25 protein-coding genes are annotated in these 26,433 nt (G+C 69.7%); 24 read left to right on the top strand and 1 reads right to left on the bottom strand.

Features of this window, described 5'->3' with window-relative positions:
* Positions 1 to 2: 2 nt before the first annotated feature.
* From AC3ANS_RS12160 to AC3ANS_RS12080, 17 genes are all read left to right on the top strand, one after another.
* Complete coding sequence (locus tag AC3ANS_RS12160) at positions 3 to 617, top strand: signal peptidase I (RefSeq protein ID WP_488296408.1); 615 nt, start codon at positions 3 to 5, stop codon at positions 615 to 617.
* A gap of 71 nt (positions 618 to 688) precedes the next feature.
* Positions 689 to 1,249 (top strand): SipW-dependent-type signal peptide-containing protein, encoded by a 561-nt coding sequence (locus AC3ANS_RS12155; RefSeq protein WP_488296407.1) that lies wholly within the window; start codon positions 689 to 691, stop codon positions 1,247 to 1,249.
* The gene (locus AC3ANS_RS12150) at positions 1,246 to 2,259 is read left to right on the top strand and encodes a S24/S26 family peptidase (RefSeq protein ID WP_488296406.1); all 1,014 of its coding nucleotides are present in this window, start codon (positions 1,246 to 1,248) and stop codon (positions 2,257 to 2,259) included. Before AC3ANS_RS12155 ends, AC3ANS_RS12150 begins: the two co-directional genes overlap by 4 nt.
* A 72-nt stretch (positions 2,260 to 2,331) precedes the next feature.
* Positions 2,332 to 2,934 carry a pyridoxal 5'-phosphate synthase glutaminase subunit PdxT gene (gene pdxT / locus AC3ANS_RS12145; RefSeq protein WP_488296405.1) on the top strand — a complete coding sequence of 201 codons (603 nt, stop codon included), beginning with the start codon at positions 2,332 to 2,334 and terminating at the stop codon, positions 2,932 to 2,934.
* Positions 2,935 to 2,943: 9 nt separating this feature from the next.
* Positions 2,944 to 3,723, top strand: a complete 780-nt coding sequence (locus tag AC3ANS_RS12140) for a YebC/PmpR family DNA-binding transcriptional regulator (protein ID WP_488296404.1) — start codon at positions 2,944 to 2,946, stop codon at positions 3,721 to 3,723.
* Positions 3,724 to 3,798: 75 nt separating this feature from the next.
* Positions 3,799 to 4,332 carry a crossover junction endodeoxyribonuclease RuvC gene (gene ruvC / locus AC3ANS_RS12135; RefSeq protein ID WP_488296403.1) on the top strand — a complete coding sequence of 178 codons (534 nt, stop codon included), beginning with the start codon at positions 3,799 to 3,801 and terminating at the stop codon, positions 4,330 to 4,332.
* Positions 4,329 to 4,928 (top strand): Holliday junction branch migration protein RuvA, encoded by a 600-nt coding sequence (gene ruvA, locus AC3ANS_RS12130; RefSeq protein ID WP_488296402.1) that lies wholly within the window; start codon positions 4,329 to 4,331, stop codon positions 4,926 to 4,928. The genes ruvC and ruvA overlap by 4 nt, the downstream gene beginning before the upstream one ends.
* 4 nt (positions 4,929 to 4,932) lie before the next feature.
* The gene (gene ruvB / locus AC3ANS_RS12125; RefSeq protein ID WP_488296401.1) at positions 4,933 to 6,015 is read left to right on the top strand and encodes a Holliday junction branch migration DNA helicase RuvB; all 1,083 of its coding nucleotides are present in this window, start codon (positions 4,933 to 4,935) and stop codon (positions 6,013 to 6,015) included.
* A 144-nt stretch (positions 6,016 to 6,159) separates the two neighbouring features.
* Positions 6,160 to 6,492 (top strand): preprotein translocase subunit YajC, encoded by a 333-nt coding sequence (gene yajC, locus AC3ANS_RS12120; RefSeq protein ID WP_488296400.1) that lies wholly within the window; start codon positions 6,160 to 6,162, stop codon positions 6,490 to 6,492.
* A 1-nt stretch (position 6,493) separates the two neighbouring features.
* Positions 6,494 to 8,272 (top strand): protein translocase subunit SecD, encoded by a 1,779-nt coding sequence (gene secD, locus AC3ANS_RS12115; protein WP_488296399.1) that lies wholly within the window; start codon positions 6,494 to 6,496, stop codon positions 8,270 to 8,272.
* The gene (gene secF, locus AC3ANS_RS12110; protein ID WP_488296398.1) at positions 8,272 to 9,510 is read left to right on the top strand and encodes a protein translocase subunit SecF; all 1,239 of its coding nucleotides are present in this window, start codon (positions 8,272 to 8,274) and stop codon (positions 9,508 to 9,510) included. Before secD ends, secF begins: the two co-directional genes overlap by 1 nt.
* The gene (locus tag AC3ANS_RS12105) at positions 9,507 to 10,064 is read left to right on the top strand and encodes an adenine phosphoribosyltransferase (RefSeq protein WP_488296397.1); all 558 of its coding nucleotides are present in this window, start codon (positions 9,507 to 9,509) and stop codon (positions 10,062 to 10,064) included. The genes secF and AC3ANS_RS12105 overlap by 4 nt, the downstream gene beginning before the upstream one ends.
* 81 nt (positions 10,065 to 10,145) lie before the next feature.
* On the top strand, positions 10,146 to 10,625 hold the full coding sequence (locus AC3ANS_RS12100; RefSeq protein WP_488296396.1) for a hypothetical protein: 480 nt from the start codon (positions 10,146 to 10,148) through the stop codon (positions 10,623 to 10,625).
* 64 nt (positions 10,626 to 10,689) lie between these two features.
* Entirely contained in the window at positions 10,690 to 12,993 is a 2,304-nt protein-coding gene (locus AC3ANS_RS12095; protein WP_488296395.1) for a RelA/SpoT family protein, read from the top strand.
* A 150-nt stretch (positions 12,994 to 13,143) separates the two neighbouring features.
* Positions 13,144 to 13,578, top strand: a complete 435-nt coding sequence (locus AC3ANS_RS12090) for a hypothetical protein (protein WP_488296394.1) — start codon at positions 13,144 to 13,146, stop codon at positions 13,576 to 13,578.
* Positions 13,579 to 13,954: 376 nt separating this feature from the next.
* Entirely contained in the window at positions 13,955 to 14,146 is a 192-nt protein-coding gene (locus AC3ANS_RS12085) for a hypothetical protein (RefSeq protein ID WP_488296393.1), read from the top strand.
* 235 nt (positions 14,147 to 14,381) lie between these two features.
* Positions 14,382 to 15,317 (top strand): collagen-like triple helix repeat-containing protein, encoded by a 936-nt coding sequence (locus AC3ANS_RS12080; RefSeq protein WP_488296392.1) that lies wholly within the window; start codon positions 14,382 to 14,384, stop codon positions 15,315 to 15,317.
* A 29-nt stretch (positions 15,318 to 15,346) separates the two neighbouring features.
* On the opposite strand, the gene AC3ANS_RS12075 is transcribed toward AC3ANS_RS12080, so the two are convergent.
* On the bottom strand, positions 15,347 to 16,501 hold the full coding sequence (locus AC3ANS_RS12075) for a DUF349 domain-containing protein (RefSeq protein WP_488296391.1): 1,155 nt from the start codon (positions 16,499 to 16,501) through the stop codon (positions 15,347 to 15,349).
* 252 nt (positions 16,502 to 16,753) lie between these two features.
* Between AC3ANS_RS12075 and AC3ANS_RS12070 the strand changes: the two genes are divergently transcribed.
* The 7 genes from AC3ANS_RS12070 (at position 16,754) to AC3ANS_RS12040 (ending at position 26,424) form a co-directional block, all read left to right on the top strand.
* Positions 16,754 to 18,307, top strand: a complete 1,554-nt coding sequence (locus tag AC3ANS_RS12070) for a trypsin-like peptidase domain-containing protein (protein ID WP_488296390.1) — start codon at positions 16,754 to 16,756, stop codon at positions 18,305 to 18,307.
* 78 nt (positions 18,308 to 18,385) lie between these two features.
* The gene (locus AC3ANS_RS12065) at positions 18,386 to 19,069 is read left to right on the top strand and encodes an MBL fold metallo-hydrolase (protein WP_488296389.1); all 684 of its coding nucleotides are present in this window, start codon (positions 18,386 to 18,388) and stop codon (positions 19,067 to 19,069) included.
* A 1-nt stretch (position 19,070) separates the two neighbouring features.
* On the top strand, positions 19,071 to 20,414 hold the full coding sequence (hisS, locus tag AC3ANS_RS12060) for a histidine--tRNA ligase (protein ID WP_488296388.1): 1,344 nt from the start codon (positions 19,071 to 19,073) through the stop codon (positions 20,412 to 20,414).
* Complete coding sequence (gene aspS, locus AC3ANS_RS12055; protein ID WP_488296387.1) at positions 20,411 to 22,183, top strand: aspartate--tRNA ligase; 1,773 nt, start codon at positions 20,411 to 20,413, stop codon at positions 22,181 to 22,183. The genes hisS and aspS overlap by 4 nt, the downstream gene beginning before the upstream one ends.
* A gap of 162 nt (positions 22,184 to 22,345) precedes the next feature.
* Positions 22,346 to 23,371 carry an ABC transporter permease gene (locus AC3ANS_RS12050; RefSeq protein WP_488296386.1) on the top strand — a complete coding sequence of 342 codons (1,026 nt, stop codon included), beginning with the start codon at positions 22,346 to 22,348 and terminating at the stop codon, positions 23,369 to 23,371.
* A 91-nt stretch (positions 23,372 to 23,462) separates the two neighbouring features.
* Positions 23,463 to 25,217, top strand: coding sequence for an ABC transporter substrate-binding protein (locus AC3ANS_RS12045; protein WP_488296385.1), 1,755 nt, complete (start codon positions 23,463 to 23,465; stop codon positions 25,215 to 25,217).
* Positions 25,218 to 25,407: 190 nt separating this feature from the next.
* Positions 25,408 to 26,424: an ABC transporter permease gene (locus AC3ANS_RS12040; protein WP_488296384.1), complete on the top strand. Its 1,017-nt coding sequence runs from the start codon at positions 25,408 to 25,410 to the stop codon at positions 26,422 to 26,424.
* Positions 26,425 to 26,433 lie beyond the last annotated feature (9 nt).

Below are 26,433 nucleotides of genomic sequence, written 5' to 3'. Positions count from 1 at the left end.
CGATGACCACGCTCGTCGCCGGGCGGCACGCCGCGGTCGAGAGTCCGGCGCCCGGCCCGGTACGAGGTGTCCTGCCGTGGCTCGGGCAGGTGCTGGCCTGGGCCGTGATGCTCGGGATCGGCGCGGTCCTGCTCGTGTCGCTGATGGTGCCTCGGATCGCCGGGGCCACGACGTACGTCATCGAGACGGGCTCGATGAGGCCAGACCTCCCGCCGGGAACGATGGTGGCGGTCCGGCCAGTCGATGCGAGTGCCGTGCGGGTAGGTGACGTGATCACCTACCAGCTGCGATCGGGCGACCCGACCGTCGTCACCCACCGGGTGGTCGCCATCGGCTACGACGCGGCCGGCCGGATGCGCTGGAGCACCCAGGGCGACGCCAACAACACGGCCGACGCTGCGTGGGTCCGTCCGGCGCAGCTGCGGGGTCGGCTCTGGTACGCCGTCCCGTACCTCGGCTACGTGACCTCCGTGGTCACCCAGCAGCAGCGCGGCGTCCTCGTGGGTCTCGGCGCCCTCGGCCTCGGCGGCTACGCCCTGCTGCAGTTCCACGGGGCGTGGCGCGACCGGCGGCGTCACCGGGCGCCCCGACGCGGCGAGATGGGCGCCGAGAGGTAGCGATGACGGGCAGGCGAGCCGGACCGGCCCGGTGTCGGCACCTGCCGCGGCGCAGGCTGCGGCGGGCGCTGATGTCTGCCCAGGTTCGCGCGGCGCTCGGCCTCGGCGTGGTGCTGTCCGTCGGAGTCACGGGCACCTTCGCGTACTGGACGGACGCGGTCGCGATCAGCGGTACGACGCTGACCGGCGGCACCATCGACCTCCGGGCCGACGACAGCGATGCGCTCGCGGGCTACTCCACGCTCAGCCTCGCGACGATGGTCCCGGGCAGCGCGACTGCCGCGGTGCTGACGATCAGGAACGCCGGGACCTCGCCGCTGAAGTACACCGCGGCCTCGACGGCGACCGACCCGGACGGCAAGAGCCTGCGGGACAGCCTCGTGGTGAAGGTCACCGGCGATGCGGTCGTCGCGGGCGCGGCGCCGTCGGCCACGTGCCCGGGGGCCGCGCTGCCCGGAGCGCAGACCACGGTGAACGGGCCGCTCCTCTCCACGGGCCGGCTGCTCGCCGCCGGCGCGACCGAGACCGTGTGCATCCAGGTCACGCTCGACCCCGCGGCCGCGAGTGCGCTGCAGGGTGCGACCACGGACGTCGTGCTCACCTTCGACGCCACCTCGGACGTGTTGTCATGATCGGGCCGAGCCGCGTCACCGCCGGCGTACGGCAGACCGTGCTGTGGGTCGGCGCGGCCGCCGGTGTGCTGTGCATCCTGGTCACCCTCGCCGCCGCCGGCTTCGGGCTCCGGCCGCTGGTGTTCCGGTCGGGCTCGATGGCTCCGGCGATCGACTCCGGCGCTCTGGCGATCGCGCACCGGGTGGACGCCGGCCACCTGCGCCGCGCCGACGTCGTCTCGGTGCCCACCCCCGGTGGGCAGCGAGTCACCCACCGGATCGTCTCGATCGAGCACGTCGGCCCGCAGGCGGTCGTGCGGCTCAAGGGCGACGCCAACGAGGCGGCCGACGCAACGCCGTACGTCGTGCACGATGCCGACGTCGTGCTGTTCTCGGTGCCGAGGGTCGGCACCGCGGTCGCCTGGCTGACCTCACCCGCCGGACTGTTCGCGCTCGGCCTCTACGCGGCCTACCTGGCCTCGGTGATCCTGCGTGGCGACACCCGGCGCCCCCGCGCAGGGCGTCGGCGCAAGGAGGCCGGCCGCCACCGTGGTGCCCTGCCGGCGCTCACCCTGCCGCTCACGGCGATCACCCTGGTCGCCGGCGTGCTGAGCCTCGGTCGGACCGAGTCGACCCTGGCGGCGTGGACCGACCCGGTCTCGGTCTCGGGCACCACGCAGACGGCGTACACCGTGCCTGCGCCAGGGGGCGGCAGCTGCGAGGCCTTCCCCGGCGGCAGTGACACCACGCGCGGCGTCGACCTCACCTGGCCCGCTGTGGCGGCGCCGCTTCCGCCGGTCGCCTACTCCGCGTCCGTGAGCGGCCTGAACGGGGAGACCGCCGAGTTCGTGCAGATCGGGGCGGACGTGCAGCTCCAGGTGCGCTACGACCCCAGCGTGGTCGCCAACCAGGGTCAGACGGTGACGGTCACCGCGACCCCTGCGCTGGCGGGCACGTCCAGCTGGACCGGCCCGTCGACGACCTGGACGTTCCGGACAGGTGGGACCTCCTCCCAGCCTGTCTGTGCGTGACGCGACCCCTGCGGACCTCGTGACGACGATGGCGGTGTCACCGGCGTTCGGGTCACCACCTACGATCCAGGCGTGTCCGCTCCGACCGTCGGTGTCTTCGCCCTGCAGGGTGACGTGCGTGAGCACCTGCGCGTGCTCCGCGACCTGGGCGTCGACGCGGTCGCCGTACGCCGCGAGCGGGAGCTCGACGCGTGCGACGGCTTCGTCATCCCCGGAGGCGAGTCGACGACGATGGCCAAGCTGGCCCGCACGTTCGACCTCTTCGAGCCGATCCGGCAGCGGATCAAGGGCGGCATGCCGGCGTTCGGGACCTGCGCCGGGATGATCCTGCTGGCCGACCGGATCGAGGACGGCGCCCACGACCAGGAGACCCTCGGGGGACTCGACATCACCGTGCGGCGCAACGCGTTCGGGCGCCAGGTCGACTCGTTCGAGGGCGACGTCGAGGTCACCGGTCTGGACGCTCCCGTGCACGCGATCTTCATCCGCGCGCCGTGGGTCGAGGCGGTCGGCGACACGGTCGAGGTGCTCGCCCGTGTCGAGCAGGGTGCGGCCGCGGGTAGGATCGTCGCGGTCCGTCAGGGTTCGCTGATGGCGACGTCGTTCCACCCCGAGGTGGGTGGCGACTCCCGGGTCCACCGCTTGTTCGTGGACCTGGTCACCGCAGAGAGATAGGGATACGCCATGTCTGGCCACTCCAAGTGGGCGACCACGAAGCACAAGAAGGCCGCGATCGACGCCAAGCGCGGCAAGCTGTTCGCCAAGCTGATCAAGAACATCGAGATCGCGGCGAAGATGGGAGGTCCCGACCTCTCCGGCAACCCGACCCTCTACGACGCGGTCCAGAAGGCGAAGAAGCAGTCGGTCCCGAACAAGAACATCGACTCCGCGGTCAAGCGCGGCGGTGGTCTCGAGAGCGGCGGCGTCGACTACGAGACGATCATGTACGAGGTCTACGGCCCCCAGGGCGTGGCACTGCTCGTCGAGTGCCTCACCGACAACCGCAACCGCGCCGCGATGGAGGTCCGCACGGCGGTCACCCGCAACGGCGGCACCATGGCCGACCCCGGCTCCGTCTCCCGCCTGTTCACCCGCAAGGGCGTCGTGGTGGTGGAGAAGACTCAGGAGCGCGGCGGCAAGCCGTGGGAGATCACCGAGGACGACATCCTCGAGGCCACCCTCGACGCGGGTGCCGAGGAGGTCGACGACCTCGGCGACACCTTCGAGATCCAGTCGGAGGCCTCCGACGTGGTCGCGGTGCGTACGGCGCTGCAGGCCGCTGGCATCGACTACGACTCCGCCGAGGTGCAGTTCGTCGCGACGCTCGACATCCCGGTCGGGGAGGTCGACGTCGCGGGCAAGGTGTTCCGCCTGGTCGACGCCGTCGACGACCTCGACGACGTCCAGAACGTCTACACCAACGCCGACATCCCCGATGACGTCATGGAGTCCATCGACGCGTGAGCGTGTCTTCCCGCGATCGGGGGAGCAGGCGGCTAGCGTGACCTCCGAACACCTGTTCGGACGGAAGGTCACCACATGCGCGTGCTCGGCATCGACCCGGGCCTGACCCGCTGCGGCATGGGCGTGGTCGACGGCTCGATGGGGCGACCGCTGACGCTCGTGGACGTCAACGTGCTGCGGACCTCGGCCGACCTCCCGGTGCCGCAGCGGCTGGTGACCATCGAGCGTGGCGTCGAGGCGTGGCTCGAGGAGTACGCCCCCGACGCGGTGGCGATCGAGCGAGTCTTCGCCCGCTCCGACGTCAGCACGGTGATGGGCACCGCCCAGGCGAGCGGCATCGCGATGGTGGTGGCCGCCCGGCGCGGGCTGCCGATCGCCCTGCACACGCCGAGCGAGGTCAAGGCCGCGGTGTCGGGCAACGGCCGGGCCGACAAGGCCCAGGTCGGTGCGATGGTGACCCGCATCCTCCGTCTCGACACGATGCCCAAGCCGGCGGACGCCGCCGACGCGCTCGCGTTGGCGATCACCCACATCTGGCGGGGTGGCGCGCAGGCCCGGATCGACGCGGCGGTCGCCGCGGCCCGCCAGCAAGTGAGGAGCAGATCGTGATCGCCTTCGTGCGCGGCCAGGTGGCCGCCGTGACCCTCTCGAGCGCCGTGGTCGAGGTCGGGGGAGTCGGCCTCGACGTGATGTGCACGCCGGGCACCCTGGCCACCCTCCGCGTCGGCCAGCAGGCCACCCTGCCCACCAGCATGGTGGTCCGCGAGGACTCCCTGACGCTGTTCGGATTCGCCGACGACGACGAGAAGCAGACGTTCGAGCTGCTGCAGACGGCTTCGGGCGTCGGCCCGAAGCTCGCTCAGTCCATGCTGGCCGTGCTGTCGCCCGACGACCTGCGCCTGGCGATCGCCGGTGACGACGTCAAGACACTCACCCGGGTCCCGGGCATCGGGCAGAAGGGCGCCCAGCGCATCATCCTGGAGCTCCGCGACCGGATCGGCGCCCCGACGGGTGCCGGCCACCGCCCGGCAGCTCCCGCGCCCGGAGCCGTCTGGCGCGACCAGGTGCACCAGGGCCTGGTCGGCCTGGGCTGGCCGGCGCGCGACGCCGAGAAGGCGGTCGAGGCCGTGGCCCCCGAGGCCGGCGATGCACCCGACGTGGCAGCTCTGCTCCGGGCCGCCCTGCGCACGCTGAGCAAGGCGTGAGCCGATGACCTTTCACGAGGAGGACCTCGACGAGACCGAGGCCACCCACTACCGATCGCTGACGGCCGTCGAGGCGGACGGCGACGAGCGGGCGGTCGAGGCCGCCCTGCGGCCGCGGACCCTCGACGAGGTCATCGGGCAGGTGCGCGTCCGCGACCAGCTCGGCCTCGTGCTCGAAGCGGCTCGGCGCCGCGGGCGAGCACCCGACCACGTGCTGCTCTCCGGTCCGCCCGGCCTCGGCAAGACGACGCTGGCGATGATCATCGCCGGCGAGATGAGCACGCCGCTGCGGCTGACCAGCGGGCCGGCCATCACGCACGCCGGTGACCTCGCGGCCATCCTCTCGGGCATGAACGAGGGCGACGTCCTCTTCGTCGACGAGATCCACCGGATGTCGCGCCCGGCCGAGGAGATGCTCTACATGGCGATGGAGGACTTCCGGGTCGACGTCGTCATCGGCAAGGGCCCCGGCGCGACCGCGATCCCCTTGGAGATCCCGCCGTTCACCCTGGTGGGTGCCACCACCCGCGCCGGCCTGCTGCCCGGGCCGCTGCGCGACCGCTTCGGCTTCACCGCGCACCTGGAGTTCTACGAGCCCGACGAGCTCGACACGATCATCCAGCGCTCGGCCCGGCTGCTCGACGTGCACGCGGTCGCCGACGGCACCGCCGAGATCGCGTCCCGATCCCGCGGCACGCCGCGGATCGCCAACCGCCTGCTGCGCCGGGTCCGCGACTACGCCCAGGTGCGCGCCGACGGGGTCGTCACGCTGCCGGTCGCGCGGGCGGCGCTCGATCTCTACGAGGTCGACCGGCTCGGCCTCGACCGGCTCGACCGGGCGGTGCTCGACGTACTCTGCCGACGCTTCGGCGGCGGCCCGGTCGGTGTGTCCACCCTGGCCGTGGCGGTGGGGGAGGAGCGCGAGACCGTCGAAGAGGTCGCCGAGCCGTTCCTGGTCCGCAACGGCTTCCTGGCCCGGACCCCGCGCGGTCGGGTGGCGACGCCGGCGGCCTGGCAGCACCTCGGCCTGACGGCGCCGCCGACGCTGACGTTCCCCGAAGCCGACGCGCCGCTGTTCGAGGACTGACTCGCGAGAGGACCCGGATTCGCGGCCCGACCCGCCCACCCGGTTATGCTTGCCCGTCGACCGGCCCGGTCTGGGCCGCGTATCCGGCGAGCCCGCTCGCGAGCCCGCCGATGCATGTCGTGAGGTCGTTCGAGAGGTTGTCCCGTGGTAGAGCTGCTGCCGCTTGTCGGCATCGCGCTGCTCTTCTGGCTGTTCCTGATCCGGCCGATGAGTCGTCGCCAGAAGGAACTCCGGCGGATGCAGTCGTCGTTGTCCGTAGGGGACGAGGTCATGCTGACCTCCGGCGTGTACGGCGAGGTGCGCGAGCTCGAGGATGACCACGTGATGGTCGAGGTCGCGCCCGGCGTGACGATCAAGGTCGCGCGCGGTGCGGTCGGAACCATCCTCACCCAGACCGACGAGCAGTACGACGAGCCCGACGAGCACGACCAGACCGATGACCAGCCGGGGACGATCTCCGGCCCGGAGGAGAGCTGACATGGCACGCAAGGCGTTCCGCCCCGGACGCACCCTCGTGGTGTTCTTCCTGGTGGTGGTGGTCTCCTACGGACTGGTGGCCCTCGGGGGCACCTGGAAGCCCGAGCTCGGGCTCGACCTCAAGGGCGGCACCCGCATCACGATGACCGCCAACGGCAGCCCGAAGGCGGACCAGCTCGACGAGGCCGCCTCGATCATCGACCAGCGGGTCAACAGCACCGGTGTCGCCGAGGCGGAGGTGACCACCCAGGGCAACAAGTACATCGTGGTCGAGATCCCCGGACCGACCAACGACAACCTCGTCGGCCTGGCGACCCGGACCGCCCAACTGCGATTCCGCGTCGTGGCGTGCAGTAGCCAGATCCCCGGTCCCTGCGGCACGGCCAGCTCGCCGCTGCCGGGCGATGGCTCGTCGCTCCTCCCGTCGGGGTCCCCGTCTGCCGAGTCCTCCGGCTCCCCGTCGGCCAAGCCCTCCGACAAGGCCAGCGGGAAGCCTAAGAACCGACCCGGCGTGCTCGCGAAGCCTGCCAAGAAGCCCTCGAAGACGCCGTCGCCCAGCGGCTCGACGACCTCGACGACCTCGACGCCGACGGGCTCACCCGCCAGCTCGCCCAGCGAGTCACCGACGGACACCGCCTCCGACGCTCCGAGCGGCGAGTCCGGTGACAAGGCGCAGATGGCGCTGAAGTTCATGACCGACCCTGGCCAGGAAGCGATCGCGGCCTACAACGCCTACAGCTGTCCCGCGAAGCAGCCGGTCGTCGACGACGCCGGAAAGTTCCTGGTCACCTGCGGCGTGGAGGCCGAGGGCGAGGCGAACGTCAAGTTCCTGCTCTCTCCGGCGGCGATCGAGGGCACCGATCTCAAGAGCGCGTCAGCGCAGCCGCCCGGGGCAACGCAGGGGGGAGTCGCGTGGACCGTCAACTTGACGCTGGGCGGCGAGGGCAAGGGCGTCTTCGCTGACCTCTCGCAGGCAATGCAGAACAAGAGTGGTGAGCAGTTCGCCGTCGTTCTCGACGGACAGGTGATCAACCACCCCGGCTTCAACGGTTACATCCCCAGCGGGGATGCCGAGATCTCCGGCAACTTCACCAAGTCTTCGGCGCAGTCGTTGGCCACCAGCCTCAAGTTCGGCGCACTGCCGATCTCCTTCGCGAAGGACGGCACGCAGGTCGACGAGATCGGCGCGACGCTGGCCGGTGACCAGCTCTCCGCGGGCATCACCGCCGGCATCGTCGGTCTGATCCTGGTGATGATCTACTGCCTGCTCTACTACCGCGGCCTCGGCGTGGTCGTGATCGCCTCGCTGATCGTGGCGGGCGTCGTGACGTACTCGCTCGTGCTGTTGCTCAGCAAGACCGCTGGCTTCACGTTGACCTTGCCGGGCATCGCCGGACTGATCGTCGCGGTCGGCATCACCGCCGACTCGTTCATCGTCTACTTCGAACGCATCCGCGACGAGATGCGCGACGGCAAGTCGATGCGAGTCGCGGTGCAGGCCGGCTGGAAGCGCGCCCGGAACACCTGTCTGGCCGCGGACACCGTCTCGCTGCTCGCGGCGGTCGTGCTCTACATCTTCGCCGCCGGCGTGGTGAAGGGCTTCGCCTTCACGCTGGGTCTCTCCACCCTGATCGACCTGGCGATCTTCTTCTGGTTCACCCATCCGCTGGTGACCGTGCTGGGCGGGCACCGCTTCTTCAACCAGGGACACAAGCTCTCCGGGCTGGACGCCGAGGCCCTCGGCGTCGACCGGATCAACACCGTGGGAGGGAGGGCCTGATGGGCAAGTTCTCGCGATTGGGCAACCACCTCTACTCGGGTCAGAAGTCGATCGACTTCGTCGGCCGCAAGTGGCTCTGGTATGCCATCTCCGGCGTCATCGTGCTGGTCTCGGGCGTGGCCCTGATGGTCAAGCCGCTCGACATGGGCATCGAGTTCGTCGGTGGCGCCGAGTACAAGGTCAGCGGCATCGCCGACCTCAACCAGGGCCTCGTGGACGACGTGCGGACTGCCGTCGCCGACACCGGCATCGACGCCGCCAAGCAGCCAGTCGTCAGCAGCACCGGCAAGGACGGGATCCTGATCCAGGTCAAGTCCGTGACCAGCAGTGAGAGCACCGAGATCAAGTCCGTCATCAAGGACAAGACGGGCACCACGGACAAGCAGATCAACTCCCAAGAGGTCGGGCCCAGCTGGGGCAAGGAGATCGCCAAGCGATCGCTCACAGGCCTCGTGGTCTTCCTGGTGCTGGTCGTGCTCTTCATCTGGGCCTACTTCCGCGAGTGGAAGATGTCCGTGGCGGCGATCGTGGCGCTGGCGCACGACGTGGTGATCACGATCGGCGTCTACGCGCTCTCGGGCTTCGAGGTGACGCCGGCGACGGTCACCGGCGTGCTGACGATCCTCGGCTTCTCGCTCTACGACACCGTGGTGGTGTTCGACAAGGTGCGCGAGAACACCAGGAACCTCCGCGAGAGCCGCACGACCTACGCCAAGGCCGCCAACCTCGCGGTCAACCAGACGCTGGTGCGCTCGATCAACACCTCGATCGTGGCGCTCATCCCGGTGGCGGCGATCCTGTACGTCGGCGCGGTCCAGCTCGGCGCCAGCACGCTGAAGGACCTCGCGCTCGCGCTGCTTGTCGGCATGGCCGCCGGTGCCTACTCGTCGATCTTCATCGCGACCCCCCTGGTCGTCCAGCTCAAGGCCGGTGAGACCGACGTGGTCCAGGCCGAGAAGCGCGACAAGGCGCGACAGAAGAAGATCGAGGCCGACCGCTACGCGGCGGTGCCGACCTTCAGCGAGGACATGCCGATCGCGGCCGAGCCCGGTGACTCCGACGAGCTCGGTGACGCTCCGGTGTCCCGGCCGGCGGCCCCGGCCCGTGAGCCTCGTGCCCCGAGCGAGCCCGGGCGCGGCCGCGTGGCCCCCCAGTCCCGTGGACCGGTGCGGCCCTCGGGCGCGGCGGGTCGGCAGCAGCCGACCCGTGAGCCGCGGTCCAAGCGGGGCAAGAAGTGACGCTGCCCGCCGCTGAGGTGGCCGGGGTGGCGGACGCGCTCGCGCTGATCGCGGACGTGCCAGACTTCCCCGAGCCCGGGATCCTGTTCAAGGACATCACCCCGCTGCTCGCCGACCCGGGCGCCCTGGCGGCGGTCGTGGCCGCGCTGGCCGCCCCGGGACGTGACGAGACCGGTGCCGTGGTCGTCGACAAGGTCCTCGGCATGGAGTCGCGCGGGTTCATCCTCGGCGCGCCCGTGGCGCTGGCGCTGGGCGTGGGCTTCGTGCCGGTCCGCAAGGCCGGCAAGCTCCCGCGCGCGACGTACGCCGTCTCCTACGCCCTCGAGTACGGCGAAGCCACGCTCGAGGTCCACCAGGACGCGCTCGCACCGGGGGACCGGGTGCTGCTCGTCGACGACGTGCTCGCCACCGGCGGGACGGCGAAGGCGACCATCGACCTGGTCGAGCAGTGCGGGGCGAGCGTGCACGCCGTGGCGATGCTGATGGAGCTCGGCTTCCTCTCCGGACGGCAGGCGATCGGGTCGACGCCGCTGACGTCGTTGCTGGTCGTCTGAATCGACGCGACCGCAGTTTAGGACTCGTCGGTAGCGGGCACGCGACGAGCTGACCACTGAACGCAACGTCTCGGAGGACCCGTGAAGCGTGTACTGCTCGTCTCATTCGTCGGAGTGTTCAGCTTGTTGCTGAGCATGGTGGCACTCGGTCCGACAGCAAGCGCGGACACCACGTCGGTGCCGTTCCAGGGAATGAAGCTGCTCCCCAAGAAGTGCAAGACCCCCGGGTCCTATCGCGTCGTCAAGACGGTCAAGCGCGCCCCTCGCGAGTCCGACACGCCCGCCTGGTACTGGGTCGAGACGAGTCAATCGGCCACCGGACACCTGAAGACGCAGACCTACGTGAAGAACTCCTGGCGCGACTACGAGGTCGGGATCTTGTGCAACAGCGCCCACGACAAGTACCGCATCACGGACCCGGTCACCTACCTTCACAAGACGCGCAGTGTCTTCCTCAACTGCTACGGCGGGAGTTGTCAGCTCCTCTTCACCCGAACATCGGATTGGGCGAAGGGCTATTGCATGCGTGGCGAGGACGGAAAGTACTGCGTGAACTACTGAGGTCCATCGCGGTGCTGCGCCTGCGGGCGCAGCACCGCGAGCCCGGGCTACGTAGACTGAACGAGTGACCGAGGAACGCACCGCCCCGCCCGAACAGGAGCGGCGCGCCTCGGAGCCGGCGCCGTCGACCAGATCGATGCGGGCGCGGTTCGCCCGGATGGGCACCCGCAACCAGGGCGCCAACCCGGTGCTGGAGCCGTTGTTCCGGTCGGTGCGCGCCAACCACCCCAAGGCCGACCTGGCGCTGCTGGAGCGGGCCTACGCCACCGCCGAGCGGATGCACGGGACCCAGACGCGCAAGAGCGGTGACCCCTACATCACCCACCCGCTCGCGGTGACGACGATCCTCGCCGACATCGGCATGACCGAGCCGACGCTCGCCGCGGCTCTGCTCCACGACACGGTCGAGGACACGCCGTACACGCTCGAGCAGGTGCGCCACGACTTCGGCGACGAGATCGCGCTGCTGGTCGACGGCGTGACCAAGCTCGACAAGGTCAAGTACGGCGACTCCGCGCAGGCCGAGACCATCCGCAAGATGATCGTCGCGATGTCGCGCGACATCCGGGTGCTGGTCATCAAGCTCGCCGACCGGCTGCACAACATGCGCACGCTGCGCTACGTCCGCCAGGAGACCCAGGAGCGGGTCGCGCGCGAGACCCTCGACATCTACGCCCCGCTCGCGCACCGGCTCGGCATGAACACGATCAAGTGGGAGCTCGAGGACCTCGCGTTCGCGACCCTGCACCCGAAGATCTACGACGAGATCGTCCGAATGGTCGCCGAGCGCGCACCGTCGCGCGACCAGTTCCTCGCCGAGGTGATCGCCCAGGTCGAGACCGACCTGCGCGAGGCGAAGCTGAAGGCCGCGGTCACCGGTCGACCCAAGCACTACTACTCGATCTACCAGAAGATGATCGTCGGGGGCCGGGAGTTCTCCGACATCTACGACCTGGTCGGCATCCGCGTCCTCGTCGAGAACGACCGCGACTGCTACACCGTCCTCGGCATCCTGCACGCCCGGTGGAACCCGGTCCTCGGCCGGTTCAAGGACTACGTCGCGATGCCGAAGTTCAACATGTACCAGTCGCTGCACACGACGGTGATCGGCCCGCAGGGCAAGCCCGTCGAGCTGCAGATCCGCACGTTCGCGATGCACCGCCGTGCGGAGTACGGCGTCGCCGCGCACTGGAAGTACAAGGAGGACGGCCGCGCCGGCGTCGACACCGAGCGCCCCGGCGACCTCGACGACATGACGTGGGTCCGCCAGCTGCTCGACTGGCAGAACGAGGTCGAGGACCCGGGGGAGTTCCTGGAGTCGCTGCGCTTCGAGATCAACCGGGCGGAGGTCTACGTCTTCACCCCGCGCGGTGACGTGATCGCGCTGCCGACCGGCGCGACCCCCGTCGACTTCGCGTACGCCGTCCACACCGAGGTCGGCCACCACACCATCGGCGCGCGGGTCAACGGTCGCCTGGTGCCGCTGGAGTCCGCGCTCGAGAACGGCGACGTGGTCGAGGTCTTCACCTCCAAGGCCCCCACGGCGGCACCGTCACGCGACTGGCTGGGCTTCGTGAAGTCCCCTCGCGCGAAGTCCAAGATCCGGCAGTGGTTCACCAAGGAGCGCCGCGAGGAGGCGATCGACCGCGGCAAGGACCAGATCGCCAAGCTGATGCGCAAGGAGGGGTTGCCTCTCAAGCGGCTGATGACCCACGAGTCGCTGATGCTGGCCGCCGGACACTTCAAGCTGGCCGACGTCTCGGCGCTGTACGCCGCAGTGGGCGAAGGCAACCTGTCGGCCCAGTCCGTCGTACGCCGGGTGATCGACGTCCATGGTGGCGATGCCGGTGCGGCCGAGGACCTGGCCGAGGGTGTCACGATCACCGGACGGCGCTCCCGGTCGAACGTCCAGCCCGGCGGCGACTCCGGGGTGATCGTCAAGGGCGCTCCGGACATCTGGGTCAAGCTCGCGAAGTGCTGCACCCCGGTGCCGCCCGACCCGATCCTGGGCTTCGTGACCAAGGGCGGGGGAGTGTCCGTGCACCGCCAGAACTGCACCAACGCCGCGAGTCTGCAGGCCCAGCCCGAGCGGCTGCTCGACGTCGAGTGGGCGCCGACCGGTCAGTCGAGCTTCTTGGTCAACATCCAGGTGGAGGCCCTCGACCGGGCCCGCCTGCTCTCCGACATCACCATGGCGCTCTCCGATGCCCACGTCGACATCCTCAGCGCCAACCTCTCGACCACCCGCGACCGGGTCGCCAAGAGCCGGTTCACCTTCGAGATGGCCGAGGCCAAGCACCTCGACAACGTCCTCAAGGCCGTGCGCTCCGTGCCCGGCGTCTTTGACGCCTACCGCGTCACTCAGTAGGGCGCCCGAAGGGCAGCTGGCCCGCCTGTCGATCTCTGGGTTGCGAGGCGGCTGCAGGTTCCTGCAACTGTGTGGTGGAGGGTCTGCAGCAATGCGACGATCGGCGCACGCGGGGCCGCTCGGCGCCGATCTCGGAAGGATCTCGGGTACATGTTCAGATCGATCTACGCGTTGTTGGCCGCCGTGGCTGTCATCCTCAGCGTCGGTGCGCCTGCTGTTGCCACTCAAGGCGACGGCGGCGGCGGCAGCCGGGCGTGCACGTCGTCGGTGACGACCAGCAAGTCGGGCGGCTACGTCTACGGCAGCTTCACGGTGTCCTGTGACTCCATCGTCTACCAGATTGACGTTCAAGGGAACATGCAGCGTGGGAACGACTCGCCCATCCACAAGGGACGCGAGTGCAACCTGGTGAAGTCGTGCACCGTCCAGCTGAAGCTGAGTGACCCGTCGGGATCGCAGGACTATGCGTTCGTGTTCGAGCCCGAGGGGGCGGTCACGTCTGTGACACTCGTGCGCTACACACAGCCCGACTACTACTGTGAGTACCTGCGATGCGGGTACGCGCTGACGACCAAGACGTACTGAGCCGCGGCTCCTCATCGAGGCGGGCAGGGGCCGATTCGGGTGTGTGCGGCCGAGGTTGGCCATCGACGCCGAGTCTGGTCCCTGCTCGGTCATGGGGGCGTCTCGCGCCACGAGCTTCTTGTCGCCGCCACCACCCAGCGGCATGCGGCATGCGGCATGCCAGCGCGCAGCCGGCGACGGCGACCCGGCCTGAGGGGGTCTCCCCGGGAGGCAGGCGTCGACGATCCCAGGCCGGAGAGTCTCGCTGGGTGCGGCCGACTTCGTCCTTGACGCACGGTCAGCTGCAGCACGCCCGTCGACGCGCATTGCCTGAGCGCGCCACGTGCGATGTCACCTACCCCTCTCGGTGTCCGCCGGGGGTCTCGAGCTGCCGGTGATGAACCTGCCGATGCTCGGACGCGGCAGTGACTGCCCGCCGGACAGCGGCGCGACGTACGCGATCGTCGCGATCTACCAGGTCAACGACACTCCCACGCCCGACCCCACCCAGTGCGACGGCCCGTATGGGGGTGGGGGCTCTGATGCCGGCCAGCTGGGGAAGGTCGCCCGTCAGCTCGGACTGCGCTGAGGCACCGACCGACCGTGGAGTCGAACGAGCGGGTCAGCCAGAGCAGTCTGCGCTGGCCCGCTCGCGGCCCCGGGGTTCTCGTGGCCTCACGACCCAGGTGGCGGCCGTGCACCCGGCAGAGAACCCGGCAGAGAACCCGGTCTGGACCGGGGTGGCAGATCGGGCCGAATGCCATGCCAGACGATGACCTTCGGCCCTAGCGTGCGCTTACCAGCTCAGCCTCGGAGGTGCCCGCATGCGCTCGTTCCGCCCATCCGGCAAGGCCGTGTTCGTCGCCGCCGCACTCGCGGCGACCCTCGTCGTCGCCGGCACGTCCGGCGCCGTGGCCGCCCGTCTGATCACGTCGCAGAACATCAAGGACGGCACGATCCAGGCCGAGGACCTGGACAACAACAGTGTCACCAACGACAAGATCGCTCGAGGCGCGGTCGACTGGGACAAGTCCCTGAGCGCAGCCACCAGGAAGCAGATCCAGTCGCTGCTCGCCGAGCCCGTCCCCGGCCCCCAGGGCGAGCCCGGTCCGGCGGGGGCTGCCGGTCCGCAGGGCCCGGCCGGCGCGATCGGTGCGCAGGGTGCGACCGGTGCGCCGGGTGCAACCGGTGCGCAGGGGCCGACCGGCGCGCCCGGTGACGGCAGCCTGGTCGCCGGCGACATCTTCGGCCTTGACGGGTACAGCGCGGCCAGCGACGGCCAGGGCCTGAGCGAGCTCTACGGTCCCCACGGCACGATCGAGCTCGAGGACGCCGGCAACTACCTGGTGTCCATGCAGGGGCTCATCGTGGACACCGGGGTCGTCCAGGCGCCGTTCCTCTTCGCCGGCGACCCGGGGTCGGACCTGGTCGCGGGACTCCTGAACGCCTGCTCGATCAGCACCGACTTCTTCGTCCCGACCTGCAACTCCACGTTCCCGGTCACCGTTCACGACGGCCACCCGGTGTCGTTGCCGGTGCTCTTCCCCTCCGAGGCTCAGGATGAGTGTGCCACGGACTGCAGCCCGCCGGCCGTGGTGCGCCTTGCCGTGTACCGGGTGGGCGGAGCCCCCTCCGACAACCTCGACCTGCCGAGCGGCGAGATCTGCAACACCGAGGACTGCGGTGTCTGCGCCTGCCCGGTTCGCCCCTCTGCCCAGTGGGAGAAGCAGGCGAAGCTGTACGTGCGCGAGCACTTCTGACGCGCACCGGCCGAGCGCCGGCGAGCGCGTCAGCCGGAGTAGTCCGCGCTGGCGCGCTTCGCCGTCTCGAGGAACATCTGCCGCGAGGCGAGGTTGTCCTCGAGGTCCTTGATCAACTTCCCGTTCCCGGCGGCCCGGGCCTTCTCGAGATCGGCCTCGACCTTGGCGATCGCGGCCTCCAGCTTGGAGACCATGTCGTCGGCACGGGCGGACTTCTCCGGGTCCGAGCGGCGCCACTGCTCCTCCTCGACCCCGCGGATCTCCTGCTCGATCTTGCGGATGCGGCCCTCGAGCTCCTTCATCCGCTCACGCGGGACCTTGCCGGCGGCGTCCCACCGCTCGGCGATGTCACGGAAGGCCCGCTTCGCGGCGTCGAGGTCGGTCACCGGCACCAGCGCCTCGGCCTCGACGAGCAGCTGCTCCTTGACCACGGCATTGGCGGCGAACTCCTGGTCCTGCTCGGCCGCGGCCGCGTCCCGGGCCCCGAAGAACGCGTCCTGGGCGCCTCGGAAGCGCTTCCACAGGGCGTCGTCCACCTCGCGCTGCGCGGGGCCCGCGGCCTTCCACTCGCGCATGAGGTCGCGGTAACGGCCCGCCGTCGGACCCCAGTCGGTCGACGTGGCGAGCTCCTCGGCCTGGGTCGCGAGTCGCTCCTTGACGGCCCGGGCGGCGTCGCGCTTCTCGTGCTGCTCGGAGAAGTGGGCCTTGCGGCGACGGGTGTACGCCGTACGTGCCGTGGAGAACCGGCGCCACAGCGCATCGTCGGAGGACCGGTCGATACGGGGGAGCGCCTTCCACTCGTCGAGCAGCTCGCGCATCCGGTTCGCGCCGTTGCGCCAGTCGGATCCCTCGGCGAGCTTCTCGGCCTCCGCGACGATCCGCTCCTTGTTGGCGCGCGACTCAGCGGACCGCTGGGCCCGCTCGGCCTTGCGCGCCTCGCGCTGCTGCTCCAGCACGGGAGCGAGCGCCTCCAGCCGCGCGGTGAGTGCGGCGAGGTCTCCGACCGCGTTCGCCTCGGTGACCTGGGTCTGCACCGTCCGCACGGAGGCCGCGGCCTCTTCGGGGGCCATCACGCCGGACTGGATCCGCTTCTCCAGCAGCTCGACCTCGAACGCCAGCGCGGCGTAGCGCTCGGTGAAGAAGTTCAAGGCCTCGTCGGGCGTGCCCTCGGGGTACTGACCCACGGCGCGTTCCCCGTCGGGGGTCTTGACAAAGACCGTCCCGTCGTCCGCGACACGACCCCATTCATGGCTCGTCACAGGTGATCCTCTTCGCTCGACGACGGACGCAGGCAGCCATGCTACCGACGTGGCGCCGCATGTGTGCGGAAGGTCGCTGTGCCCTGCGCCTGCGGGACCAGCGACTCTGCCGCCGAACGGTCCGAATGCCTACGGTCGAGGTGAAGAGGCACATCCCTGCGGCAGAGAGGGGTTGTCATGAACAACCGCCGTCGCAGCGTGGCCGCTCTCGTGGGCGCCGCCGCGCTCCTGGGTTTGTCCGTCACGGGCGTGGGGCCCGTCCATGCCGGGGATCCGCCCGAGGCGGAGACGCCTCTCGAACGGGTCAACGCCTTGGTCCAGCCCAGCATCGTGTACCTCCAGCAGGACTGGTCGGGCTACATCTTCGACAAGGCCAACAAGACGTACCTCAACGCGGGCCAGCCGTTCCAGGTGTCGTTCCAGTGCACCGGCTTCGTGGTCAACCCGGATGGCTACATCGCCACCGCCGGACACTGCGTCGACCTCGAGGAGGTCAAGCCGGTGTTCTTCCAGACGGCCGCGCAGTGGGCCGTCGACAACGGCTACTACCTCGACGCGACGCTGACGGCCGACGACATCTTGGCCTTCCAGGACTTCCGCGTGGAGACGATGGACCGGCTCAACCGCGCGGACCTCGTCATCCAGGTCGGGTGGGGCGCGGCCGCGTCCGGGATCCAGACGGCCGAGGTGCGTCGGGCGCGGGTGGTCGGCAGTCGCGGCCCCGCTGCCGGTGACGTCGCGCTGCTCAAGGTCGAGGCCACCGGTCTCAATGCGCTGCCCCTGTCGGAGGACGAGATCGAGGTCGGGACAGAGGTGGTCTCGATCGGCTACCCCGCCTCGGTGGACAGCGTGACGGACCCCGACCTCACGCCGAGCTTCAAGGACGGGTCCATCAGCTCGGTCAAGACCGTGCAGGGCGGCCTGCTGTCGGTCTACGAGATCTCGGCAGCCGTGTCCGGCGGCATGAGCGGCGGCCCCACGGTGGATCTCGACGGTCGCGTCGTCGGCGTCAACAGCTTCGGGATCACCGGCGAGACCCAGCCCTTCAACTTCGTCCGGCCCTCCGACCAGCTCGCGGAGCTGATGGCGGGCGCGGGCGTGGACAACCTGCTGAGCGAGTCGACCACGGCCTATCGGGACGGGTTGGCGGCGTACTGGGCGGGGGAGAAGGCCACGGCGGTCACCAAGCTCGCCGCCGTCGTCGACGACCAGCCGAGCAACGAGCTCGCCGCCAAGTACCTCGACAAGGCCGAGGGCCTGCCGGATCCGCCGCCCCCTGAGGACACCGGCTCCGACCTGCCGGTCGCCGCGGTCGTCGCGGGCGCAGTCGTGCTCGCCGCCGGCGCAGGCGTCGCGGTGCTGCTCCTGCTCCGTCGGCGGGGACGCGTAGCGGCGACCGCGAACGTCGGTACCCCGCCTGAGGGGCCCGCCTCGTCGGCACTCGCGATGCCGTCGATGCCGACGATGCCGACGGTGCCGACGATGCCGTCGCCGACGGTGGTGCCCGCGACCGGCGTGCCCATCGGGTTCTCGTCCGCTCCGCCGGCCGCTCCGCCGACCGCTCCGCCGGCCGCTCCGCCGACCGCTCCGCCGTCCGCCCCGCCGACCGCCCAGTCGGCCGCCCCACCGTCCGCGACCGCTGTCCACGAGCCGCACTTCTGCGGCTCCTGCGGAGAGCCGGCCGAGCACGGGACCCGCTTCTGCACGAACTGCGGTCACCCGCTCGGCTAGCCGCCGCACCTCCCGTGCCGTCCCGGCCGGCGTCGCACCGGTGCGACGCCGGTCCGGGCCGCTCGATAGTCTGCACCGGTGTTGATCGCCGGATTCCCCGCGGGCCCGTGGGGTACGAACTGCTACGTGGCCGCCACCGGTCCCGGCAGCGAGTGCGTCGTCATCGACCCCGGCAAGGACGCTGCTGACGGCGTGGCGGCCGTCGTTCGCGAGCACCGCCTCAAGCCCGTCGCGGTCCTGGTGACGCACGGTCACGTCGACCACATGTGGAGCGTGGCGCCGGTCGCCGGGTCGTACGACGCCACCGCGTGGATCCACCCCGCCGACCGGCACCTCCTGGCCGACCCGACCGCGGGCATGTCACCGGACACCGCACAGATGCTGCTCGGCGGCGGGTACGAGTTCGCCGAGCCCGACGACGTACAGGAGCTCGGTGACGGCCAGGTGCTCGAGCTGGCCGGGCTGAGGCTCACCGTCGACCACACCCCGGGCCACACCGGGGGCTCGGTCACGTTCCGGTCGCCGTACGAGCACCAGGACGTCTCGCAGGTGATGTTCTCCGGTGACCTGCTCTTCGCGGGCTCGATCGGGCGCACCGACCTCCCCGGCGGCGACCACGCGGCGATGCTGCGCAGCCTCGCCGCCAAGGTGCTCACCCTGCCCGACGACATCGTCGTGCTGCCGGGCCACGGAGAGCAGACGTCCATCGGTCGCGAGCGCGTGTCCAACCCCTTCCTCCAGGACCTGGAACAGGATCTCTGAGATGTCCAAGCCCACCCCGTTGAGCGGGTTCCCCGAGCTCCTGCCCGCCGCGCGCGTCGTCGAGCGCGAGGTCGTCGCGTCGCTGTCGCGCACCTTCGAGCTGCACGGGTTCGCCAACATCGAGACCCGCGTGGTGGAGCCGCTCGACCGGCTCGCCAAGGGCGGTGAGATCGACAAGGAGATCTACGTCCTGCGCCGGCTGCAGGCGGGCGACGAGGAGGGGGACTCGGGCCTGGGTCTGCACTTCGACCTCACCGTGCCGTTCGCGCGCTACGTGCTCGAGCACGCGGGGCACCTGGAGTTCCCGTTCCGGCGCTTCCAGATCCAGCCGGCCTGGCGCGGCGAGCGGCCCCAGGAGGGCCGCTACCGCCAGTTCACGCAGGCCGACGTCGACATCGTCGGCAAGGACGTCCTTGCGTTCCACCACGACGTCGAGGTGATGCGGGTGATGGTTGACGCGCTCGACGCCCTGCCGATCCCGCCGGTGAGCTTCCAGTTCAACAACCGCAAGCTCATCCAGGGCTTCTACCGCGGCCTCGGCATCGCCGACGTGACCACCGCGATCCGCACGATCGACAAGCTCGACAAGCTGCCGGCCGACAAGGTCGCCGAGCTCCTCGTCAGTGACGCCGGGGCCAGCCCTGAGCAGGCCGCACGATGCCTGGAGCTCGCGACGATCCGCGTGCCCGACACCTCCTTCGTCGAGAAGGTGCGTGCCCTCGGGGTCGAGGACGACCTGCTCGACGAGGGCCTGGCCGAGCTGGCCGCCGTCGTCGACGGGTGCTCCTCCGGCGATCACCGGCACGTGAGCATCGAGGCCAACCTGCGCATCGCGCGCGGCCTGGACTACTACACCGGCACCGTCGTCGAGATCTTCATGGCGGGCTACGAGCGGCTGAAGTCGGTCGGTGGTGGCGGCCGGTACGACGCGCTCGCCTCCGACGGGCGCTCGACGTACCCGGGCGTCGGTGTGTCCTTCGGTGTCTCGCGGACGCTGATCCCCCTGCTCGCCGACGGCGTGCTCGCCGGCAGCCGGGCGGTCCCGAGCGCCGTGCTCGTGGCGGTCGCCGACGAGGAGACCCGCGCGTCGAGCACCGAGGTCGCCGACGCACTGCGCGCCCGCGGCGTAGCCTGTGAGGTCGCCGCCAACGCCCAGAAGTTCGGCAAGCAGATCCGCTACGCCGAGCGCCGCGGCATCCCCTACGTCTGGTTCCCCGCCGGTGACGGCGGGCACGAGGTCAAGGACATCCGATCGGGGGAGCAGGTCACCGCAGACCCGGCGACCTGGACCCCACCGACCGAGGACCTGCGCGCGCAGGTCGTCATCGAGGAGACAACGAAGTGATCCGCACGCACGATGCCGGAGCCCTGCGGCCCGAGCACGCCGGAGAGACCGTGACGCTGGCCGGTTGGGTGGCGAACCGGCGCGACCACGGGGGTGTCGCCTTCATCGACCTGCGCGAGGCCAGCGGCGTCGTCCAGGTCGTCATCCGTGACGAGGCCGTCGCCCACCACCTGCGCGCCGAGTACTGCCTCAAGGTCACCGGCGAGGTCACGCTGCGCAAGGCGGGCAACGAGAACCCCAACCTGGCGACCGGTGCCGTCGAGGTCGTGGCGGCCGACGTCGAGGTGCTCAGCGCCGCCGCGCCACTGCCGTTCCCGATCAGCGACCACGTCGACGTCGGCGAGGAGGCCCGCCTCAAGCACCGCTACCTCGACCTGCGCCGCTCGGGCCCCAACAGCGCGCTGCGGCTGCGGAGCAAGGTCAACAAGGCTGCGCGCGACGTGCTCGACGCGCACGACTTCGTCGAGATCGAGACCCCGACGCTGACGCGCTCCACTCCGGAGGGGGCGCGCGACTTCCTGGTGCCGGCGCGGCTGCAGCCGGGCAGCTGGTATGCCCTGCCGCAGAGCCCGCAGCTGTTCAAGCAGCTGCTGATGGTGGCCGGCATGGAGCGCTACTTCCAGATCGCCCGCTGCTACCGCGACGAGGACTTCCGCGCTGACCGGCAGCCGGAGTTCACCCAGCTCGACATCGAGATGAGCTTCGTCGACCAGGACGATGTCCTCGCGGTGGCCGAGGAGATCCTGGTCGCGCTGTGGAAGCTGGTCGGTCACGACGTGCCGGTGCCGCTGCCGCGGATCACCTACGCCGAGTCGATGGCCCGCTACGGCACCGACAAGCCCGACCTGCGGATGGGCCTGGAGCTCGTGGAGTGCACGGACTACTTCGCGCAGACGCCGTTCCGGGTCTTCCAGGCGCCGTACGTCGGCGCCGTGGTGATGCCCGGGGGAGCGAGCCAGCCGCGCAAGCAGCTCGACGCCTGGCAGGAGTGGGCCAAGCAGCGCGGCGCCCGAGGCCTGGCGTACGTGCTGGTCCAGGAGGACGGCGAGCTGACCGGGCCCGTCTCGAAGAACATCTCCGAGGAGGAGAAGGCCGGCCTGGCAGCTCACGTCGGAGCCCAGCCGGGCGACTGTGTCTTCTTCGCTGCCGGCGCGGCCAAGCCGAGCCGGGCGCTCCTGGGTGCGGCGCGTCTCGAGATCGGCCGTCGCTGCGGGCTCATCGACGAGGACGCGTGGAGCTTCCTCTGGGTCGTCGACGCGCCCCTGTTCGAGCCGGCCGCCGACGCGACCGCCTCCGGCGACGTCGCCCTCGGCTCGAGCGCCTGGACCGCGGTGCACCACGCGTTCACCTCGCCGCAGGACCTCGACACGTTCGACACCGACCCGGGCGGTGCGCTCGCGTGGGCCTACGACATCGTCTGCAACGGCAACGAGATCGGCGGCGGCTCGATCCGTATCCACCGCGAGGACATCCAGAAGCGCGTCTTCGCGATCATGGGCATCGGGGAGGACGAGGCGCAGGAGAAGTTCGGCTTCCTGCTCGACGCGTTCAAGTACGGCGCGCCCCCGCACGGCGGCATCGCCTTCGGCTGGGACCGCATCGTGGCGCTGCTCGCCGGCACCGAGTCGATCCGGGACGTGATCGCGTTCCCCAAGTCCGGCGGCGGTTTCGACCCCCTGACCGCAGCTCCTGCGCCGATCACGCCGGAGCAACGGAAAGAGGCGGGCGTGGACGCACAACCGCCGAAATCCGTCCCGTCGGACGCCTGATCGGAAGGACGACAGGCGAACCTGTCGAGACCAGATCGTTACACGCAGTAGACCCTTTGATGCGCTGGCGTCACATAGAGTCCGACGCGTCGCCGGCCCTCCGGTGCTCGTGATCCGGGCTCAAGAACCGACGCACAGCACACCCGACAAGACAGAGGTGCCATGACTGTTCAGGCCTCCAACCTGGAGAGCGAACACCTGCCGGACCCGACCGGCGCGCCCGATGACGGTGACGTCGCGAAGATCGCCGGCAAGTCCCCGACGAAGCTCGCGATGGACCGGTTCCGCCGGGACAAGCTCTCGATGATCTCGTTCGTGGTCGTCGTGGTGTACATCCTGATCGGCATCTCGGCGCCGTTCCTGGTGCACTTCGGTGTGCTCGACCCGACCACGCCGCACAACCAGGGCGAAGGCAACCTGCTGGACGCGAACACGCTGCCCAAGGGCGCGTGGGGCGGCATCAGCTGGGACCACCCCCTCGGCGTCGAGCCCGGCATCGGCCGCGACGTGATGTCGCGGCTGGTCTACGGCGTCACGTTCTCGCTGACGATCGCGATCTCGGCCACGATCATCGCGATCGTGATCGGCACCGTGCTCGGCATCATCTCCGGGTTCTCCGGAGGCTGGGTCGACTCGATCATCGGGCGGGCGGTCGACCTCACGCTGTCGTTCCCGCAGACACTGATGCTGCTGGCGCTCTCGAGCATGGGTGTCGCCACCGTTGCGGAGTTCCTGCCCGGCGGGGAGTCCGACAACATACCCAACGGTGCTTACGTGGTGCTCGTGCTCGGACTCTTCGGGTGGCCCGGCATCGCCCGCATCATCCGCGGCCAGGTGCTGTCGGTGCGCGAGCGCGAGTTCGTCGACGCGGCCGTGCTGATCGGTGCCTCGCGCCGCCGGATCTACTTCAAGGAGATCCTGCCGAACCTGTGGGCCCCGCTGCTGGTGACCTTCACCCTGACCATGCCGGCCTACATCTCCGCCGAGGCGGCGTTGAGCTACCTCGGTGTCGGCATCCGGCCGCCGACGCCCACGCTCGGCAACATCCTGCGCGGCTCGATCAACTACTCCATCGGCGACTTCATGTTCTTCTTCACGCCGGCGTTCTTGATCATGGTCATCGTCGTCAGCTTCAACCTGCTCGGCGACGGCATCCGCGACGCGCTCGACCCCAAGGCCGCGCGTTGACCCCGGACCTCACGGTCCTCCCGTTCTTCGGCGGCAAAAAGCCGCCGAACGTGCCGCCGCTCCAGGCGCGACACACACTCAAGGAGAAGTAATGGTCAAGTATCGAAAGCGGTTGTTCGCAGCCACCGCTGCGATCGCGCTGGCAGCCGGGCTCGCCGCCTGCGGTGGCAGCTCGGACGGCGGGAATTCCCCGGGTGAGTCGGGTGCGCCTGCTGCCGACGGCGCCAAGGGCGGAACGCTCTTCTACTACATCTACAAGCCGTTCGAGCACGTCGACCCCCAGCGCACGTACGTCGGCGTCGAGCTCACGAACTTCCGCCGCACGATCTACCGCGGCCTGCTGGCGTTCCCGATCTCGACCGACCCCGACGTCTCCAACACCCCGGTCCCGGACCTGGCGACCGACAAGGGCACCAAGACCGACGGCGGCAAGACCTGGTCGTTCACGATCAAGGACGGCGTCAAGTGGGAGGACGGCCAGCCGATCACGTGTGAGGACTTCAAGTACGGCGCGTCCCGCGTGTTCGCCACCGACGTCATCACCGGTGGCCCCAACTACCTGCTGAGCTACCTCGACGTCCCCACGGACAAGTCGACGGGCCTGCCGATCTACACCGGCCCCTACAACTCCTCCCCCGAGGGCCAGCAGGCCTTCGACAAGGCGATTGTCTGCGACGGCAACACGATCACGTACCACTTCAACAAGCCGTGGCCGGACTTCGACCTCGCGGTGGCGAGCCTGTCGATGATGGACCCGTACCGCAAGGACAAGGACCACGGCGCCAAGTCCAACTACCAGATGTTCTCCAACGGTCCTTACCGGATCGAGGGCAACATGTGGAACAAGAACAAGGGTGCGACGTTCGTCCGCAACGACAACTACGACGCCTCCACCGACTCCACCGACATCCGCAAGGCGCTGCCGGACAAGATCGAGTTCAACGTGGGTCAGACCACCGAGACGATCTACGACCAGCTGATCCAGGACTCCGGTGACGCGCAGTACGGCGTGACCAGCCAGCGCGTGCCCCCGGCCTACTACTCGCAGATCGTGGGCGACGCCGCGGACCGCTCGGTGCTTGTTCCCTCGCCGTACGTCGACTACCTGGTGCCGAACTTCCGTCGCCTGACCGACCCTGCCGTCCGCAAGGCGCTGGCGCTCGCGACCAACGCCGAGGGCTGGATCACCGCTGGCGGCGGCGAGAAGGCCTACGCGCCTGCCGAGTCCATCGTGAACCCGGCCGTGATCGGCTACCAGGCCAACCCGGCGTTCTCCGGCCCGCAGGCCGGTGACCCCGACGCTGCCAAGCAGATGCTCGAGGACGCCGGCGTCAAGCTGCCGTACCCGATCAAGTTCACCTACCCGCAGTCCGACACCGCCGACAAGCAGGCGGCGGCTCTCCAGGAGACGTGGGAGAAGGCTGGGTTCGACGTCACGCTCGACCCGCTGGGCGACACCTACTACGACGTCGTGCAGCAGCCCGACAAGGACAGCGACGTCATGTGGGCCGGTTGGGGCTCCGACTGGCCGTCGGCCATCACGGTCACCCCGCCGCTCTTCGACAGTCGCCCGAACCTGACCGCGAACAGCGACGGCCAGGACTACGGCGCCTACAAGAGCGACGAGTTCAACAAGCTGGTCGACCAGGCCGCGAACGCCGGCACGCTGGACGACCAGACCGCCGCCCTGCAGCAGGCCGACACGGTCCTGGGCAACGACGTCGCCTACATCCCGCTGGAGATCGCGCAGTTCTACTTCCTCCACGGCTCGAAGGTGACCGGCTTCATGAACACCCCCGCCTCCAGCAGCTACCCGGACCTCGGTCCGATCGGCGTGGAGCAGTGACGCTCGTCGTCACGACCAGCACCATCTAGCAACTCCTAGCAACACCCGTGTCGGGCGGCCGCTCTCTGCGGCCGCCCGACCAGCGCGGGTGAGGGCCTCGTCAAGGGGCCCTCACCCCCACTACCGTCCAGGGTGCGATGCTTGGTCCTGCACCAGCCGCCCACTGACATGACCCGAGGTGGTCCCTCCCGTGTTCGCGTACGTCGTTCGCCGGCTCTTCATCGGCGTGATCATGCTGATCGTGATGAGCCTGGTGACGTTCCTGCTGTTCTTCCTGATGCCCCAGGACCCTGCCCGGGTCGCGTGCGGCAAGAACTGCAGCATCGCCCAGATCAAGCAGACCGAGAAGGCACTCGGCTATGACAAGCCGGCGCTCACCCAGTGGACGGACTTCCTGAAGGGCGTCGTGGTGGGGCGCCACTACCCCGAGGACGAGTCGCTGCGCGAGAAGGCACCGGAGCTGATCTCCGACTGCGCCGCCCCGTGCCTCGGCTACTCCCGCGTCAACCAGGTCACGGTCGGATCGGAGATCAAGGAAGCGTTCCCGGTCTCGCTGTCACTGGCCGTGCTGGCGTTCCTCATGTGGATCATCGGGGGCGTGTTGTTCGGCGTCGTATCCGCGGTGACCAAGGGGTCGTTGCTCGACCGCGGCATCGTGGCGATGTCCCTGATCTTCTATGCGTTCCCGACGTTCTTCATCGGACTGTTCCTGCTGAAGTTCATCGCGATCAAGTGGGGCTTGACAGACGTGCCCAACTACGTCCCGATCGCGGACGGTGGCGTCGGCGGCTGGCTGAGCAACCTCTTCCTGCCCTCGCTGACACTGGCGCTCGCCTTCATGGCCGGATACGTCCGGATGACCCGGGCGTTCGTGCTGGAGTCGATGAGCGAGGACTACATCCGCACCGCCCGGGCCAAGGGTCTCAAGCGCGGCCCGGTGCTGTTCAAGCACACGATGCGCGCCGCGCTCACGCCGCTGGTGACCATGGCAGGCCTCGACTTCGCGGGTCTCATGGGTGGTGCGATCATCACCGAGTCGGTGTTCAACTTCAACGGACTCGGCAAGCTGGTGGTCGACGCGAACGCTTCATACGACCTACCGACCTTGATCGGACTGGTGATCCTGCTCGGATCGTTCGTGATCGTGGCCAACATCATCGTCGACGTGCTGTACGCCGTCATCGACCCGCGCGTCCGCGTCGGCTGAGGGGATCAA

The organism is Nocardia sp. 149-1B (assembly GCF_057747975.1).
This window is presented reverse-complemented; position numbering and strand designations above follow the sequence as displayed.

Excerpts from the sequence above, each read along its gene's own strand:
- AC3ANS_RS12160 (WP_488296408.1), top strand. The coding sequence starts at position 3 with ATGACCACGCTCGTCGCCGGGCGGCACGCCGCGGTCGAGAGTCCGGCG.
- AC3ANS_RS12155 (WP_488296407.1), top strand. The coding sequence starts at position 689 with ATGTCTGCCCAGGTTCGCGCGGCGCTCGGCCTCGGCGTGGTGCTGTCC.
- AC3ANS_RS12150 (WP_488296406.1), top strand. The coding sequence starts at position 1,246 with ATGATCGGGCCGAGCCGCGTCACCGCCGGCGTACGGCAGACCGTGCTG.
- AC3ANS_RS12140 (WP_488296404.1), top strand. The coding sequence starts at position 2,944 with ATGTCTGGCCACTCCAAGTGGGCGACCACGAAGCACAAGAAGGCCGCG.
- ruvC (WP_488296403.1), top strand. The coding sequence starts at position 3,799 with ATGCGCGTGCTCGGCATCGACCCGGGCCTGACCCGCTGCGGCATGGGC.
- ruvB (WP_488296401.1), top strand. The coding sequence starts at position 4,933 with ATGACCTTTCACGAGGAGGACCTCGACGAGACCGAGGCCACCCACTAC.
- secD (WP_488296399.1), top strand. The coding sequence starts at position 6,494 with ATGGCACGCAAGGCGTTCCGCCCCGGACGCACCCTCGTGGTGTTCTTC.
- secF (WP_488296398.1), top strand. The coding sequence starts at position 8,272 with ATGGGCAAGTTCTCGCGATTGGGCAACCACCTCTACTCGGGTCAGAAG.
- AC3ANS_RS12090 (WP_488296394.1), top strand. The coding sequence starts at position 13,144 with ATGTTCAGATCGATCTACGCGTTGTTGGCCGCCGTGGCTGTCATCCTC.
- AC3ANS_RS12085 (WP_488296393.1), top strand. The coding sequence starts at position 13,955 with ATGAACCTGCCGATGCTCGGACGCGGCAGTGACTGCCCGCCGGACAGC.
- AC3ANS_RS12080 (WP_488296392.1), top strand. The coding sequence starts at position 14,382 with ATGCGCTCGTTCCGCCCATCCGGCAAGGCCGTGTTCGTCGCCGCCGCA.
- AC3ANS_RS12070 (WP_488296390.1), top strand. The coding sequence starts at position 16,754 with ATGAACAACCGCCGTCGCAGCGTGGCCGCTCTCGTGGGCGCCGCCGCG.
- hisS (WP_488296388.1), top strand. The coding sequence starts at position 19,071 with ATGTCCAAGCCCACCCCGTTGAGCGGGTTCCCCGAGCTCCTGCCCGCC.
- AC3ANS_RS12050 (WP_488296386.1), top strand. The coding sequence starts at position 22,346 with ATGACTGTTCAGGCCTCCAACCTGGAGAGCGAACACCTGCCGGACCCG.
- AC3ANS_RS12045 (WP_488296385.1), top strand. The coding sequence starts at position 23,463 with ATGGTCAAGTATCGAAAGCGGTTGTTCGCAGCCACCGCTGCGATCGCG.